General features: G+C 63.3%; 14 protein-coding genes. 4 read left to right on the plus strand and 10 right to left on the minus strand.

All coding sequences use genetic code 11. From position 1 onward, the window contains the following. Positions 1-2 precede the first annotated feature (2 nt). From AB4Z46_RS08065 to mhpA, 4 genes are read right to left on the minus strand one after another with little or no spacing between them, the layout of a single operon-like run. Positions 3-707: an ABC transporter ATP-binding protein gene (locus tag AB4Z46_RS08065; RefSeq protein WP_442282961.1), complete on the minus strand. Its 705-nt coding sequence runs from the start codon at positions 705-707 to the stop codon at positions 3-5. Next, positions 708-1,427, minus strand: coding sequence for an ABC transporter ATP-binding protein (locus tag AB4Z46_RS08070; protein ID WP_442282962.1), 720 nt, complete (start codon positions 1,425-1,427; stop codon positions 708-710). Positions 1,428-1,440: 13 nt separating this feature from the next. Further along, positions 1,441-2,694 (minus strand): ABC transporter substrate-binding protein, encoded by a 1,254-nt coding sequence (locus AB4Z46_RS08075; protein ID WP_442282963.1) that lies wholly within the window; start codon positions 2,692-2,694, stop codon positions 1,441-1,443. Positions 2,695-2,728: 34 nt separating this feature from the next. Further along, on the minus strand, positions 2,729-4,381 hold the full coding sequence (gene mhpA, locus AB4Z46_RS08080; protein ID WP_442282964.1) for a bifunctional 3-(3-hydroxy-phenyl)propionate/3-hydroxycinnamic acid hydroxylase MhpA: 1,653 nt from the start codon (positions 4,379-4,381) through the stop codon (positions 2,729-2,731). Between the two features lie 268 nt (positions 4,382-4,649). Here mhpA and AB4Z46_RS08085 point away from each other — a divergent pair, with 268 nt between their 5' ends. The 4 genes from AB4Z46_RS08085 (at position 4,650) to AB4Z46_RS08100 (ending at position 8,146) form a co-directional block, all read left to right on the plus strand. Beyond that, positions 4,650-5,327 (plus strand): TetR/AcrR family transcriptional regulator, encoded by a 678-nt coding sequence (locus AB4Z46_RS08085; RefSeq protein WP_442282965.1) that lies wholly within the window; start codon positions 4,650-4,652, stop codon positions 5,325-5,327. A gap of 1,184 nt (positions 5,328-6,511) precedes the next feature. Beyond that, positions 6,512-7,036, plus strand: coding sequence for a thermonuclease family protein (locus AB4Z46_RS08090; protein ID WP_442282966.1), 525 nt, complete (start codon positions 6,512-6,514; stop codon positions 7,034-7,036). Positions 7,037-7,193: 157 nt separating this feature from the next. Next, complete coding sequence (locus AB4Z46_RS08095; RefSeq protein WP_442282967.1) at positions 7,194-7,628, plus strand: hypothetical protein; 435 nt, start codon at positions 7,194-7,196, stop codon at positions 7,626-7,628. Between the two features lie 239 nt (positions 7,629-7,867). Continuing rightward, positions 7,868-8,146, plus strand: coding sequence for a DUF3303 domain-containing protein (locus AB4Z46_RS08100; RefSeq protein ID WP_442282968.1), 279 nt, complete (start codon positions 7,868-7,870; stop codon positions 8,144-8,146). Positions 8,147-8,756: 610 nt separating this feature from the next. On the opposite strand, the gene AB4Z46_RS08105 is transcribed toward AB4Z46_RS08100, so the two are convergent. The 6 genes from AB4Z46_RS08105 to AB4Z46_RS08130 are packed head-to-tail and all read right to left on the minus strand — an operon-like array spanning position 8,757 to position 15,066. Next, complete coding sequence (locus AB4Z46_RS08105; RefSeq protein WP_442283067.1) at positions 8,757-9,416, minus strand: nitroreductase; 660 nt, start codon at positions 9,414-9,416, stop codon at positions 8,757-8,759. Positions 9,417-9,436: 20 nt separating this feature from the next. Beyond that, entirely contained in the window at positions 9,437-10,990 is a 1,554-nt protein-coding gene (locus AB4Z46_RS08110; protein ID WP_442282969.1) for a class I adenylate-forming enzyme family protein, read from the minus strand. Between the two features lie 39 nt (positions 10,991-11,029). After that, positions 11,030-11,806, minus strand: coding sequence for an SDR family NAD(P)-dependent oxidoreductase (locus AB4Z46_RS08115; protein WP_442282970.1), 777 nt, complete (start codon positions 11,804-11,806; stop codon positions 11,030-11,032). A gap of 19 nt (positions 11,807-11,825) precedes the next feature. Beyond that, complete coding sequence (locus AB4Z46_RS08120) at positions 11,826-12,983, minus strand: acyl-CoA dehydrogenase family protein (RefSeq protein WP_442282971.1); 1,158 nt, start codon at positions 12,981-12,983, stop codon at positions 11,826-11,828. Between the two features lie 26 nt (positions 12,984-13,009). Further along, entirely contained in the window at positions 13,010-14,251 is a 1,242-nt protein-coding gene (locus tag AB4Z46_RS08125) for a thiolase family protein (protein ID WP_442282972.1), read from the minus strand. Between the two features lie 29 nt (positions 14,252-14,280). Further along, positions 14,281-15,066, minus strand: coding sequence for an enoyl-CoA hydratase/isomerase family protein (locus AB4Z46_RS08130; protein WP_442282973.1), 786 nt, complete (start codon positions 15,064-15,066; stop codon positions 14,281-14,283). Positions 15,067-15,171: the final 105 nt, after the last annotated feature.

The raw sequence follows: 15,171 nt of genomic DNA on the forward strand, positions 1-15,171 counted from the left end.
GTTCAGACTCCGAAATAGGCGAGGCTGACTTGCTCGCGCGTCAGCCTGGAAGACTCGCCCTGCAGGGACACTTTGCCTTCCTGGAAGCAGTAGAGACGCTTGGACACGCGCTGAGCGACTGACACGTCCTGCTCGACGATGACCACAGTCATGCCTTCGCCAGTAATGGTGGGCATGGCCGCGTAGATTTCGCGGATGACCACGGGTGCCAAGCCCAACGAGAGCTCGTCGCACAGCAGAACTTCGGGATTGCTCATCAACGCACGGCCGATGGCGACCATTTGCTGTTGACCTCCGGATAGCGCCGTTCCTGGCTGCCGGCGCTTCTCTAGCAAGATGGGAAACAGCCTGTAGATGCGCGCCAGGTCCCAGGGGCCCTTGCGAGCTGCATTGGCGCCCATGAGCAGGTTCTCTTCAACCGAAAGGGAAGCAAACAGTCGGCGGCCTTCCGGCACCATTGCAAGACCTTGGCGCACGATTGACGCGGGTGAGGTGCCTCCAATCGGGGTTCCCTTCAAGACGATGGATTCGCGAGCCGTCTTGAGCAGGCCCGTCAGGCACTTGAGGAACGTGGATTTGCCGGCACCGTTCGCACCGATGATGGCTACGAGCTCTCCCGCTTCGAGGCGAAAGTCGATGCCGAAGAGCGCCTGGGCATCGCCATAGAACGCCGTCAGGCCATGAGTCTCGAGCAAGGACGTATGCATTTATGCCTCCATACCCATGTAGACGCGCCGGACCTCGGGGTCCTGCATGACGTCGACTGGCAGGCCCTCCGCCAGGCGTTGCCCGAAATTGATGACAAAGAGGCGGTCGGCAACGGAGAGCAACGCGTGCACCACGTGCTCAATCCAGATCATGGTGACGCCGCCGGCCTTGATTCGCTTGAGCTCTTCCACCAACTCTTGCGCTTCGTGCTCCGTCAACCCGCCTGCGATTTCATCGAGCAGCAGCAGGTCCGGTGCTGTAGCGAGCGCCCTGGCCAACTCCAGGCGCTTGCGGTTGAGCAGCGTCAGCGAGCCGGCAGGCTTGTTCGCATGGGGCATCAATCCGGTCTGCTCCAGGACGCTGATGGCTGCGTCCCACGCCTGGCGCTCAGGGAGCCCGGCGCCGAAGCTTGCTGCAGTGACAAGGTTCTCGAATACCGTCATGTGCCCGAAAGGCTGCGGCACCTGGTAGCTGCGGCCGATTCCCCGGCGACATCTGAGGTGGGGTGGAAGGGCAGTGATGTCCTCCTCGCGATAGCGCACCCCTCCGGCGTCAACCTTGACGTCACCGGAAATCAGGTTGAACAAGGTCGTCTTGCCGGCGCCGTTGGGCCCGAGGATGCCGAGGGTCTCGCCCTTCTCCACGGCAAGAGAAATCCCATCGGTGACCTTGACCGCCCCAAAGGACTTGCTGACCGTTCTCAGTTCAAGTATCGGCATCGCCCGCCCGCCATCACATCAGCTGCAGCGTGCTGCTGGTGGGAATCGCTTTGGCCGACTCGTTGTTCACGATGGCCAGCTCATACTTGAAACGCTTGCCCTTGGTCCACTGACCCAGAACGAGTGGCGTCTTGCTCACGTTGCGGAAGGGGCCCTTGCCCTTCCAGCTGATGTCGCCCACCACGGTCTTCAGCTGGGTCGCCGCGACCGCATCGCGGACATCGCGTGGCTTGAGGGATTTGCTTCGCTTGAGGACATCGGCCATGACCTCGAACAGTGCGTGAGAGAACGCCAGCGGCTGCGTCCACTGTTTCTTCGTGCTTGCTTCGTAGGCGTCGGCCAGTGCCCTGGAGCTTTGCCCGGTCAGGCTCGAGTTGAAGGGATGGGACGGGCTCCACCAGACCTCGGTGGTCAAGCCTTCGCCGAGGTCACCCAGTGCCTCGATGGCCACGGGGTGCATGAGGGCTTTGCCCAACGAGACGACCTTGGGCCTGAAGCCTTGCTGACGAGCCTGTGTCAGGAAGGTCTTGGCGTCTGGCGGAATGATGACGCCTGTGACGATTTCGACCCCGTCGCGCTTGAACGCTGCGATTTGCGCCGAGAAATCCTGCGTGCCGCTCTGGAACCGACCGGGGTCGGTCAGGCCAAAGCCCATTTGAGCGAGAGGCTTCGGAAACCCAAGGTTCTTGTCGCCCCAAGCGTTGCCATCCCCATCGTTCGGGAAGAGCGCGCCAACCTTCTTGTTGGTCTGGACGCTCTTCCAGCCGTTGGTGAATGTCGAGATGACGTCCTCCAGACCCCAGAAGAAGTGGTAGGTCCAGTCGAAGCCGGTTTCCGGGTTGCCCTTGCGGCCGAAGAACCAGGGCTGCCACGGCACGACCGAGCTGATGCATGGAACCTCGTTGAGCTCGGCAGCATCGCTCACCGGATTCGCCGTTTCAGGCGTGCCCGCGGTCAGAAGCAGCGCCACCTTGTCCTTGAGAATCAAGTCGTTGGCCACTTCGCCGGCGCGGTTGGGATTCGATTGACTGTCCTTGAGCAGGACCTGAACCTCGTACTTCTTGCCCCCAACCGACAGGCCGTCCTTGAAGGCGGTCTTCATCTGTTCGATGACCCACTTGTCGGTCTCCCCGAAACTTGCCAAGGCGCCGGTCTGGGGCGACACGTAGCCGACCTTGATGACATCGGCAGCGCTGGCGAGTGAAGCTGTCCCCGTCGTGGCGATGGCGGCGAGGCCTTGAGTGAAATGGCGGCGATTGAGGCTCATGACTTGTCTCCTATGTGAAAGGGAAGCGTGCGGGTCAGGCGAGGGCGGCCTGGCGTGCGTTGCGGTCTTCGTTTGCCGCTTCGTCGACGAGCGTCAGATGCAGGCGCGACATCACTTCCTCGAATCGCTGGCGCATCTGCTCGGGAGTGCTCGCGGTGGCTGCTACGTAGAAGTCGGGGCGAAGCAGCACGTAGCGCGCTTCGATGTCGCGGAGCCACTTGGCGTACGTGCCGTTGATGTCCACCGCGTCGCAGGACGTACCTGGCCTGCCGACTTTGACGGTGACGCCGTCAAGGTGTGCGAGTTGCATGTGTTGGAGGGGTGTCAGCGCATCGGCAGGGTCCGTGTCCAGGGCAATCAGCATCCAGCCTTGACTTACCGCTTGGTCGAAGCGGTCGTGCTTGCCATGGGCTTCGACGAAGCCCTGAACGGAAAGCTCCCCAGCATGCGCAGCGTCCTTGCACCACGCGCCTTCGCCCAAGCGACAGATGTCCGTCGGAACGGGCTTGTTGTTGCGCTCGGCGAGCTCGGCCTTCATGCGTGTGTCGCGCTCGGCCGCTTCCTTCTCGTCGTGGATGCAGATGATTTTTCCCAGCTCCTGGCTGAAGTCGATGTAGTGCTTTGCGTGCTCCAGGCGTTCGGTCGTGTAGCTCTCGAGTATTTCGAGACCCTGCTTTCCTTCAAGGATTGCGTTGAGCCGCCAGCCCAGGGCGACTGCATCTCGCACTCCGGCGCACATGCCCTCGCCGGCAAACGGAGGCATCAGATGGGCGGCATCACCGGCTATGGCGCAGCGGCCTTTGGTCCACTGTTTGGCCCAGCGCGCCTGGAATCGGTAGACAGCACTGCGCTCGAGGACGGCGTTTTCTGGCGTCAGGCCCCAAGGCTTGAGCAGCTCCCAGGCGCGTTCGGGCTTCTGCATTTCTTCGACAGATTCGCCGGGAAGCACCATGTATTCCCAGCGACGACGGCCCGGGCCGCCTGGCACGATGGTCGTAGGGCGCTTCGGGTCGCAGAGTTGCCATTGGGCAGGCTGTACCTGGTACGGCCCATTGGGAATCATGTCGAGGATGAGCCAGTCGAAGAAGTAGCCCTTGTCCTCGTTTTCAATCGCCAGGCTTTCGCGGACGAAGCTGTTTGCACCGTCGGCGCCGATGACGAACTTCGCGCGCAGCGTTTGCGTCGGTCCATCCACGCCGACTTCTTCGGGATTGCGCTTGAGCGTGAGGGTGACGCCCTCCGCATCTTGAGCCAGTGCGACACCCTGCCAGCCGCGGACCTGGGTCACCGCCGACAATTCGCTCGCGATACCGGTGAGGCGCTCTTCGAGGTCCGGCTGGTTGAACCAGTAGCGCACCCGCCAGCCGGATGCAGATGTGCTTTGCCAGTCGACGATTTGCAGGTTCTCGCCCTTGGCATCCTTCCAGTAGTACAGCTCGTCGTGGAAGCTGATGGCAGGGTCGTTCTCTGAGTCAATGCCAAGCGTCGCGAGGATGCGGGCAATCTCGTGGTCGTAGGTGACGGCCCGCGGCCGGCCATAGGATTGGCTCCAGCGCTCGACAAGCGTGACGCGTTTGCCACGCTTGCCAAGGAGGATGGCAAGCAAGGTGCCGACAGGACCGCCGCCGACGATGGCGACGTCCGCGTCGAAGGATTCGGTGGCAGGAGTGGCTTTGGAATTGGTCATGATAATTCCTTGAAAAGTGAGCGTTCGCTTGCTTATCGGCCGACAAGCAGTGAAAAGCCAGGCGGTTAGGCGGTTGCTGGGAGCAACTTGGCTGCATCTACTCCCGACGTGGAAGTGAATGTAGGTCGAAAATGAATGACATTCATATATGGTTTACCCTCATATTCGGGCGCTGGTCCGTGTCCGGGTATTGCGCAACGGAGCAGACGCCCCTTCGCCGGAGGGGGAGGTCCGGGCGGCAGAAGGGATTCGGAATAGACTGACGTTCATGAATGAAGCCAATCCGAACGCCATCGACACGGCGCCTCAAGAGCCGCAGGGTCGGGTGGCCCGTCGCCAACAGAAGAATCGAGAGGCCCTGCTGCGGGCAGCCAGCACCGTGATGAGCAGGAAGGGACTGGACGGCGCGACGATGCTGGAAATCGCCGAGCTGGCCGATGTCGGCGCAGGCACCGTCTACAACTACTTCAAGTCAAAAGACGAACTCGCGATCGCAGTGCTCGAGGACATGATGCACAGCCTCGCGCTACGCATTGCGGCGACGACCAAGGGATTTACGGACCCCGCGCAGGTCTACGCTTTCGGCATTCGCACCGTCTTGGAAACGGCGACCAACGATGTGCGCTGGAAGCAGTTGCTCAACCGCTCAGAAGTGATTGCGGATGCGCTCTTCCGTCGAATGGGTCCGTTCGCGATTCGCGACCTGCGAAGGGCTGCCGATGCCGGGCGATTCAAGATTCCCAATGCCGAACTTGTGTGGCGCTTGACGAGTCACGCGATAGTGGGTGTCGCGCTGGCCATCACTTCGGGCGCGGTGCCCGCCGATTCGACTGACCAGGTGATTGTTCGACTGCTCGGGATGACCGGGATCGACGCCGACTCTGCACTTGAACTCGCCATGCGGCCAAGGCCTGCTCTTTCCGAGATTTCAGGCGGCGAACGATGATGACGCCCGTGTGGGGGCATTTGGTTCTCGCAGTGGCCCGTGTTGATGCACCGCCGCAGATTGGTGGCGCAGTTCGATTGCAAGGATAGCTAGACTGCACTCCCCGCCCGACGGCAACGACGACATTCGCAAGGGCAATTCCTCAGGGGACTCTCGAACGTCGGCCCCCGTTGGACGTCACATCTGCAACGGGCGCGAGGCTCCAAGTCACTGAACGTCTGCTTTCGCAAGGACGCTACTTCCGCTTCGGGCCCACTCCGGCTGTACAGATTTCTCTGAAGCGGCTGTTCGTTCCCTGCTCGTGGGAGAGGTGAATGGGTCGTCTAAAGACTCCAGAGCATGGCTCTACGGACCTCACGTCGCCCCTTATTCGCCCTCCAATTTGCGGAGGACAGGGCTTCCTTGCCTTGGGCGACTGTGTGCGAATTTATTGAGTTGTTTGCACTTTTAATAAGTTGTTCGCGCACTTATTTACCTAGAACACAAAGCACGAGTGCAATCCGTCGTTGATGGTGATCCAGCCCTTGCCGATATCACCCGGCCCGTCGAAAGGCGCAACGACGACCGAGTTGACCTATTTGGCGCGGAGCTTCGTGCGATGAACGACAAGGTCCTCGCCTCTGGATGCTGTGCAAAACTCAAGAGCCGAGGCCAGCCAGCGTGTGCCGACCGGAGGCAGCCCCGGTTCAGACTTGATGATTGGACACACGGCGTCGGCCCGTTTCATCGTTGCGAAGACCGAGGCAAAAGCTGACCGTTCAGCTACTTCAGCGAAGGTCACAGCCGGCCGCTGCGGTCAAAGATCTTTCGACGACAAGCGGGTGGTCTCCGCCTGCTGCTTCATGCAAAAAGTGACAAGAAATGCCGGAAAGGCGAAAACTGGCGACCAGCCGATTCCGGAATTTTCGCTGACTTCGCGCGATAGACATGCAAACCCGCGACAAGTTTTGCCTGAATTCGCGCCATCTTTTGATCAAATCCACAGTTTCGTGTGGACTTCGGAATAACTTGGCGGGAATGACAAGATATGCCGGAACGAAAGAAGACAAGATTAGCGGGAAAAAGCTGCGTTGCGGCCAATGTGCTGCTTAAGCGTCCGACTGTTAATCCGTAGGTCGCTGGTTCGAGCCCAGGTCGAGGAGCAGTGCTGGCTGGATGCCCATCCAGTATCGAGAATCGTGCTGATGCACCGACTTCTTTCGACCTTTCTCCTCGCCCTCCCCCTTGCCGTTTCCGCCGCTCCGCGCACCTGCCTCGTGGTCGGCGTTTCCGACGGCGACACGCTCAAGGCCCGCTGCGGCCAGCCCGGCACCTACGAAGAAGTCAAGGTCCGGCTGAACGGCATCGACGCCCCCGAAAAGAAGCGGCCGTTCGGCGAGCGCTCCAAGCAGGCGATGTCTGACTTGGTCTACATGAAGGACGTCGACCTCGACTGCATCAAGACCGATCGCTACGGTCGCAGCGTCTGCAGGGTGATGGTGACGCCCGCCTCAGCGCCGGGCGGACCCAAGACGCTCGATGCCGGCCTCGCCATGGTCACGGTAGGGATGGCCTGGTGGTACCGGGCCTACTCTCGCGAGCAGACCGCCCAGGAGCGCGGGCARTWCGAGTTCGCCGARAYSGAAGCCAAAGCGAAGCGCGCCGGGCTCTRGCGCGATGCSGASCCGRTGSCGCCTTGGGACTGGCGCAAGGCCCAGCGCGGGGACTGATCAGGGTTTTCCACGAGCCCCGTGGACAGCCCTGTGGAAAACAGSATGTGAAACCTCGGGGATCGACTCCAGASTAGCCCTSCGACGCGATGCCGCAAAAACAGGCACTGGAGTGACCGGGGCCCGCCACTCCGAATATGATGGACGCGCCAGCTAAATGGGGCTGGAAGTGATGACCTGGTTGTGCCGTGTTAATGGCAGTCGCAAGACTGTGAAAGTACGAGAGGTGGAAATCGGTGCCACCCCCTCCAGGACCGTCCGACAAGACCCCCCAAGCCTCAACGCTCGGGGGTTTTGTTTTTCTGGCGTCCTGATCCGCTGGCTAAAATTGATGTACTGCGTCGGTGCCCCCGGCCGGGCTCGCCGCCGCTATGCTGCCGGCATGTGGGAACCCGATCCGCCAGTTGTCCGCCACGGCCGAACGCTGAATCGCCGCGAGGCATGGGTTCATCTGTTCCACCAGGAATGGATCCGCTTGGCTGAGGGCCTGGCCGATGATGCAAGCGTCACCGAGGTAGCGATCGAACTCTACGAGAAAGAGGGCGAGCGCGACCCGATTGAGGTTGCCCTCGAGCTGTTCGGGCCTATCTAGATCGGCCCGGTGTCAAACACCTCGACCGGTGCCAGCCGCAGGTCATCCCACGCCTCAGGTGGCGCGGACTCCCTTGTTGATCCCCTCGGGAGCCAACCGGTCGGTCGCCGACTTGGCCGGGTTGTAGATGTGGGCGCGATCGACTATCACTGACCAAGGGCATGACCCAATGCCTGGCGTTGCTCGCGCGGCACTCGCCCGCATCGCGCTCCCACAGTGCCATAAGAAGGAAGAACATCATGCTTTTCATTGGCCATTGGCGCATTCCTTCCGGCAATCGCAACGCCGTCATCGAGCGCTTCGCGAAGACGGGTGGGCAAGCCCCACAGGGCGTCAAAATGCTCGGGCGCTGGCACGACGTGGCGAACGGTACGGGATTCGCCATCAGTGAGGCGGACGATGCCTCCGCGATGGCGCGTTGGGCTCTGGAGTGGACCGATTTGATGGAATTGGAAATACACCCAGCCCTGAACGACGAGCAACTGAGTGCCGTGCTAGCCGGTCTGCAACGCAAGTAGCTCGTTCCCCCGGATGCGCAGGCGGGTGGCGCACGCTCGCAAGCCCCCCATCGGTTCCGCCCAGCGCGGGCTTCTTCATGTGAGGCCGCGCGCCTCTGCCGCGCTTCTCAGCGGTCGTCCGCTCCCACGGTTCCTGGATGTCCAGAAATCAGGTTCTGGAGGAGCGCCCGTGGTCTGGAGTGCTCGACTTTAGGAAGGCCAAGATCGAGCACTAGGGGCACAGCATGCAGGGCGCTCGCTCGGACTTCTGAGCTGATTGCATGAGCGCATGTCGGGGCAATCATCCTTTCGGTGCATGTATGTGTTGCGGCCGGCCGAGAATTGACCCATCTGCCTGAATTTTGCTGACCGATTGGCAAGTATTGAAATCATTGCTGGCACCTAGGACTGCGAGATGACGGAAGGGGTCAGGTCAGTATCGGCATCTGGGCCAAAACCGCGCCGGCGCCAACACTACCTGATCGCTTCTTGTATGCGAACCCGCTGAATCGTTGCTGGGCGATCGAACTCGGAGCCTGAAGCGCGACGCCGATGACCGATCTTGAGATAGCTGGAGACATCTGCACGGCCGTCGCGCAACGACATCTCACAGTCTGAACCATCCGCCCCGTCAGGCCGCAAAGCCCCGATACCTCGCAAAAGCGTCGACCGAATCGCGCTCGGGCACCCACCGGTTCTCCGGCGCCTCAATGTCGGCATGACCGAGCGCCATGCCGCACACCACCATCTGATGCTGCGGAATGTCGAGCAACTCCGTCAGCAGCCGCGGCACCATCGCCCACGCCATTTGCGGGCAGGTGTCGAGGCTGCGGGCCCGGGCCGCGAGCATGATGTTCTGCAGGAACATTCCGTAGTCGACCCAGCTGCTCTGCGTGAGGCGCCGGTCGATGGTGAAAATCAATCCGACCGGTGCATCGAAGAAGGCGAAGTTGCGTGCATGCTGTTGCCGCATCGCGGCCTTGTCGCCGCGCTCGATGCCGAGGGACGCATACAGCGCGAAGCCGTTGCGACGTCGGCGGCCCAGGTAGGGTTCGACGAATTCGGCGGGATAGATATCGTATTCACTCGCATGCAGGCCCTGCTCGTGATGAAAGGCGTGCTGCGCCCGCTCGCAGACACGCTCCCGTTCTTTACCCGCCAGCGCGATCACGTGCCAGGGCTGGATGTTGGTACCGCTCGGCGCGCAGGCGGCCAGCGCCAGGATCTCGGCCACCGTCGCCTGCAGGACCGGTGTGGGCAGAAACGCCCGCACCGATCGCCGGCCGCGCATGGCGCCATCGACCTCCAAGCTCAGACCGCCCGCCACTGATCACCCCAGAATTTGGCCCGCACGTCTTTCTTGAGCAGCTTGCCCACCGCGCTGCGCGGCAGCGAATCCCAGAACTCCACCGACTTCGGCGCCTTGGTGCTGCCCAGTTGCTCCTTGCAGATGGCGATCAACTCGGCCTCGTGCAGCGTCTGGCCAGGCTTCAGCTGAACCACGGCCTTCACCGCCTCGCCCCATTTCTCGTCGGGCACACCGACCACGATGCAATCGAGCACCGCGGGATGCCCCTGGATCGTCTTCTCGATCTCCACCGGGTAGATGTTGAACCCGCCCGAGACGATCATGTCCTTCATGCGGTCGACGATGGTGACGAAGCCGCGTTCGTCCACCACGCCGACGTCGCTGGTGTGGTGCCAGCCGAAAGTCGACACCGCAGCGGTCTCTTCGGGCTTCTTGTAGTAGCCCTGCATCGACATCGAGGAGCGCACCACGATTTCGCCCCGCTCGCCCGCTGGCAAGAGATTGCCTTCGGGGTCCATGATGCCGACGCGCACCACGCCGACCGCCTTCCCAGCCGCTCGCACCGCCGCTTCATCGAAGCTGCCATCGGTGTTGAGGTAGTCGGAAGGCCGCTTGACCAGGATCGGGATCAGGGTCTCGGTCTGGCCGAAGCCCTCGTACATGACAGGGCCGAACACTCGCACCGCTTCCTTGAACTTCTCCGGTGCGATCGGTGCCGCGCCGACGATAAAGCACTTGAGCGAAGAAAAGTCCGTGGTCTTGGCGCGCGGATGCGCCAGCAGCGCATAGACGGCGGTCGGCGGCAGGAAGAGGTGCGAGACCTTCTCCTTTTCGATGGCGTCGAACACGGCATCCGAATCGAAGCCCGGCAGGATGATCGTGGCACAACCGCGCGCCGTGAAGCCGAGCACGATCAGGCCTGCCGCATGGGTCAACGGCGCGATCACCAGATGCCGCGACTCGGGCGTGGCGGTGAACTCGGTCGAGACCGCCAGACCCATCATCTCGAGCGTGCGATGCGTATGGACCGCGCCCTTCGACGGCCCGGTGGTGCCGCCGGTGGGCTGCAGGAAGGAGACGGTTTGCGGGTTCTCCTGCTCGTTGCGGAACGGCGTCCAGCAGTCGGCCATCCACTCCTGCATGGAGCTGCCATGCTCGGACGCGCCATCGATGCAGATGTAGAGCTTCGCCTTCGAGAGCTTCGCCTTCAACGCGGGCACGCTGCTCTCGAAGTGACTGTGGAAGAACACGATGTTGGCATCGAAGTAGTCGAGCACCTCGGCATTGGTCTCGATGGTGTTCTTGATGTGCACCGACAGCCAGGCCATGTCCGCCAGGTTGATGCCCAGGTGCAGCAGCGTCACGCGGTAGTCGTTCGGGGCGTAGATCGCCACGTGCGGGCCCGAACCGGCTGCCTTCTCGCGTGTCAGGGCATTGGCGATCGCATGCGCGGTCCGCTGCGCCTGCGCGAAATCGATGCGGGTCTCGCCATCGACGAAAGCCAAGCTTTTCGGGTACTGCGCCGCGGCGCCGTCGAAGTAGTCAGCGATTCTCATGATTGTCTCTCGTTCTTGGGAATGGGAAGGGAGCGGATGTCAGCGCGCGCGCAGGCGGGCCGCGCCGTCGAGGCGGATCGTCTCGGCGTTGACGTAGGCGTTCTCGACGATGAAGGCGCAGCAGTGGGCAAACTCGCGCATGTCCCCGAGCCGGCGCGGCGCCTCCATCTGCTCCTTGAGTGAGTCGAGCACCTTGGCGTCCAGGCCCGCAACCATCGTGGTCAGGAAGAGTCCGGGCGCGATGGCGTTGACCCGCACGCCGATGGCGCCGAGTTCGCGCGCCGCCGGCATGTTCATGCCGATGATCGCGGCCTTCGACGCCGCATAGGCGCTCTGGCCCACCTGGCCCTCGTAGGCGGCGCCGGACGAGACGTTGATCACCACGCCGCGCTCCTCGCCGACCTCGGCCTCGTTCTTCGCCATCTGCTCGGCGCATTTCGACATCACGTTGAAGACGCCGTTGATGTTGACCGCGGTGGTCTGCGCGAAGCGCGCCAGCGGTGCCGCCTTGCCTTCCTTGCCGAGCAGCTTGAAGCCGGTCGGAATCGCAGCGCCATTGACGCAGACGTGGATTGCGCCGAAGCGGTCCATGATCGCGTCGATGGCGGACTGCACCGACTCCTCGCTGCTGACGTCGGTCTGCACGAACAGCGCGTTGTCTGGGCCGAGTTCGGTCACGGCCTGCTGCCCGGCTTCGAGGTTGAGGTCGAGGATCGCGACGCGCGCGCCCTTCTCCTTGACCATGTAGGCGGCAGTCGCCAGGCCCAGGCCCGAAGCGCCGCCCGTGATGACGACGATCTTGTCCTTGATTCGCATGATGTGTCCCGTGGAAAGTTCAGAACGCGTTGACGCCGGTGAGGGCGCGCGCGATGAGAAGTTGCTGGATCTGGGTCGTTCCCTCAGGGATCGGCGCCACGATCGCCTCGCGCGCCAGCTTTTCGACCAGGAATTCGCGCGTCACGCCGTTGCCGCCATGGATCTGCACCGCCTGGCGTGCCACCGTCACCGCGGCCTCGCAGGCGAAGTACTTGGCCATCGCGGCCTCCATCTCGGCCGGCACGCCGGCTTCGATCATCTCGGCGGCGCGGTAGACCAGCAGGCGTGAGGCATCGACCTGGGTCGCCATCTCCGCCAGCATCGCCGCAATCAGCTGGTGGCCCGCGATGACCTTGCCGTGCTGCTTGCGCTCGGTCGCGTAGCGCACGGATTCCTCTAGCGCTCGGCGGCCGATGCCCAGGCCCTGGGCCGCCACGAAGACGCGCGAACGCTCGAACATCGACAGCGTGTTCTTCAGCGCCTCGCCCTCGTTGCCGATCATGTTCGTGGCCGGCACCCGCACGTCGTTCAGGAAGATCTGCGCTGTCGACTGGCTGTTCCAGGCGATCTTGTGGATGTCGCGCACCTCGTACGGGTGCTCCTTGCGGTCGAGCAGGAAATGTGTGAGTCCGCGGCGCGGGTCGTCGCCGGTGCGGCAGGTGCAGATCAGGAAGTCGGAGTACGAGCCGTTGCTGATCCAGGTCTTCTCGCCATTGAGGATGAAGTGGTCGCCGTCGCGGCGCGCGCGGGTCTTGATCTCGAGCACGTTGGAGCCGACGTCGGGCTCCGAGATACCGATGCTGCAGAACAGCTCGCCGCTCACCAGGCCCGGCAGGTAGCGCTCGCGCAGGTGCTGCGGTGCCAGCTGCTGCAGCATGTAGGCGCCGAAGGAGTTGATCAGCACCGGCACCGACAGGTCGGCCGAGGTGGTGGCGACTTCCTCGAACAGCATGATCATCGTGAGCCAGTCCAGCCCCATGCCGCCATGCGCCTCGTCGACCGTGCCCGAGATCAGGCCGAAGCGCGCGAGCTCGCGCATGATCGCGCCCATCTGTGCCTTCGGCACGAACTTGTCCCGGTACTGCTTGCTGAAGATCGGCTCGATCTCGGCGGCGAGAAAGCGCTTCAAGCCGTCGACGGCTGCCTGCTGCTCTTCGGTTCTGATGACGTGTCCCATTGATTGCTCCGTGTCTTGAGGCTGAATCACTGCTTCGCGAGGATCGTGATCGCGACCACGGCTTCCTCGATGCCGTAGAGGCCGCCGCCGTTCTCCTGGATCGCGATGCGTGCGCCCGCGACCTGGCGCTTGCCGGCTTCGCCGCGCAGTTGCGTCACGAGTTCGTGCAACTGGCCGAGGCCGGTGGCGCCGATCGGATGGCCCTTCGATTCGAGACCACCCGACGGGTTGACCGGGATACGGCCGCCGACCGTGAAGTCGCCGCGCTCGGCCGCCGGGCCGCCTTCGCCGAATGGCACCAGCATCAGCGACTCGGCGTTGAGGATCTCCCCCATCGCGGTGGCGTCGTGCACCTCGGCCACATCGACATCGGATGGAGAAACGCCGGCCTGCTCATAGGCCTTCTTCGCGCCCAGGTGGGCGACGATCTTGTTCGGCTCGTCGATGCCGCGCGTGCTGCCGGTCTGCACCACGCTGGCCAGCACGCGCACCGCGCGGCCCGCCTCGCCCTTCATGCGCTTGAGCCCTGCGGCATTGCACAGCACGACGGCGGCGGCGCCGTCGCTGATCGGCGAGCACATCGGCAGGGTCAGCGGGTAGGCGATCGGCGGCGCGGCCAGCACCTGCTCGATGGTGCAGGGCTCGCGGTACTGCGACAGCGGGTTGTGCACCGAGTGCTGGTGGTTCTTGGCCGCGACGGCGGCGATCTGTCGCTGCGTCGTGCCGTAGGTCTGCATGTGCTGGCGGCAGAATGCCGCGTAGACGTCCATGAACACGCTGTAGGGCTTCTCGGACATCGTGCCGAGAGGCGGCACCACGCCCTGCCCCATGGCCATCAGTGCTGCCCTGTTCTCTGCCACCGTGGCGACATCCCAGCCGCCGTCGAAGGCGCTGAACATCTTCGCCTTGTCGGGGATGTTCATCTTCTCGGCCCCGACCGCCAGCGCGATGTCGCAGCTGCCCGCGCGAAGTGCCATCGTCGCCAGGTTGAAAGCCGACGAGCCCGAGGCGCAGGCGTTCTCGACGCTGAACACCGGGATGCCCTCGATGCCGAGGCGGCGCATCGCGATCGGCCCCGGGATCGCCGTCTGGCCCTGAAACTGGCCATTGGTCAGGCTGGAATAGAAGGCTGAGCCGATGTCGCCGACGCCGCAGCCGGCGTCCGTCACGGCCAGCCGCACCGCCTCTTCCACCATGTCGTAGACCGTCCGGTCCAGCAGGCGGCCGAAAGGTGTCATGCCGACGCCAACCACGTAGATGTCGTTCATTGCTTGTTGTCCTGGTTTGATCGGGCGCTTCAGCGGCCCGGGAAGTTCGGTGCGCGCTTCTCGGCGAAAGCCGTCAGGCCTTCGTGGAAGTCGGCGGTTCGCATGTGCTGACGCAGCATCACCTGCTCGTGCAGCAGCGCATCGGCGGCGCTCTTGTCGGCCGAAGCGCGCGCGACCTGCTTCATGCGGCGCAGGGCGATCGGGCTCTTCTTCGCGATGTGGCGGGCCAGTTCGAGCGTGGCATCCACGAGGCGGTCGTCGGCATGGACTTCGCACACCAGGCCGCAGGCCTTCATCTCGGCGGCCGAGAGCGACTTGCCGGTCATCAGCAGGTACATCGCCATGTTGAGCGGGATCAACCGCGGCAGGATGGCGGCGCCGCCAGCACCCGGATAGACGCCGAAGTTGGCATGCGCGTCCGCAATGGTGGCGCTCTCGGCGGCGACCACGATGTCGGCGCACATCGCCAGTTCGAGGCCACCGGCCATCGTCACGCCGTTGAGCGCTGCGATGACGGGCTTGGGCAAGTTGCGCAGCTGGCTGAAGATGACATTGGCGCGGTCGAGGAAGTCGGCTTCACCCGGCGCCAGGCTGGCGCCGGCCAGAACTTCCTTCAGGTCGGCTCCGGCGCAAAAGGCCGGGCCGTTTCCGGCCAGCACCAGGACGCGGATCTCGTCGTTGGCGGCAATGTCGGCCAGCCGGCGTTCGAGTTGCTCGAGGGTGGCCAGGTTCAGGGCATTCATTGCCCGGGGCCGGTTGAGCGTCAGGCGCGCGACGGGGCCGATCGCCTCGTAGTTCAGGATGTCTTCGGTCATTCTTGTCTCTCCTTGTGGGCCTCCGATGGGGTTCGGAAGGGCATGGAGGGATGTTAGAAGTGACGCCTCCCGGCCACAGGTCATTGCAGTGGATTCGCCGGTCCG

This window comes from Variovorax sp. M-6, assembly GCF_052114385.1.
Classification (GTDB): Bacteria; Pseudomonadota; Gammaproteobacteria; order Burkholderiales; family Burkholderiaceae_C; genus Variovorax.

Bases quoted from the DNA above. Each gene is read 5' to 3' on its own strand.
- AB4Z46_RS08085 (WP_442282965.1), top strand. From the start codon at position 4,650: ATGAATGAAGCCAATCCGAACGCCATCGACACGGCGCCTCAAGAGCCG.
- AB4Z46_RS08065 (WP_442282961.1), bottom strand. From the start codon at position 707: ATGCATACGTCCTTGCTCGAGACTCATGGCCTGACGGCGTTCTATGGC.
- AB4Z46_RS08110 (WP_442282969.1), bottom strand. From the start codon at position 10,990: ATGAGAATCGCTGACTACTTCGACGGCGCCGCGGCGCAGTACCCGAAA.
- AB4Z46_RS08100 (WP_442282968.1), top strand. From the start codon at position 7,868: ATGCTTTTCATTGGCCATTGGCGCATTCCTTCCGGCAATCGCAACGCC.
- AB4Z46_RS08125 (WP_442282972.1), bottom strand. From the start codon at position 14,251: ATGAACGACATCTACGTGGTTGGCGTCGGCATGACACCTTTCGGCCGC.
- mhpA (WP_442282964.1), bottom strand. From the start codon at position 4,381: ATGACCAATTCCAAAGCCACTCCTGCCACCGAATCCTTCGACGCGGAC.
- AB4Z46_RS08130 (WP_442282973.1), bottom strand. From the start codon at position 15,066: ATGACCGAAGACATCCTGAACTACGAGGCGATCGGCCCCGTCGCGCGC.
- AB4Z46_RS08105 (WP_442283067.1), bottom strand. From the start codon at position 9,416: ATGCGCGGCCGGCGATCGGTGCGGGCGTTTCTGCCCACACCGGTCCTG.
- AB4Z46_RS08070 (WP_442282962.1), bottom strand. From the start codon at position 1,427: ATGCCGATACTTGAACTGAGAACGGTCAGCAAGTCCTTTGGGGCGGTC.
- AB4Z46_RS08075 (WP_442282963.1), bottom strand. From the start codon at position 2,694: ATGAGCCTCAATCGCCGCCATTTCACTCAAGGCCTCGCCGCCATCGCC.
- AB4Z46_RS08120 (WP_442282971.1), bottom strand. From the start codon at position 12,983: ATGGGACACGTCATCAGAACCGAAGAGCAGCAGGCAGCCGTCGACGGC.
- AB4Z46_RS08095 (WP_442282967.1), top strand. From the start codon at position 7,194: ATGGGGCTGGAAGTGATGACCTGGTTGTGCCGTGTTAATGGCAGTCGC.
- AB4Z46_RS08115 (WP_442282970.1), bottom strand. From the start codon at position 11,806: ATGCGAATCAAGGACAAGATCGTCGTCATCACGGGCGGCGCTTCGGGC.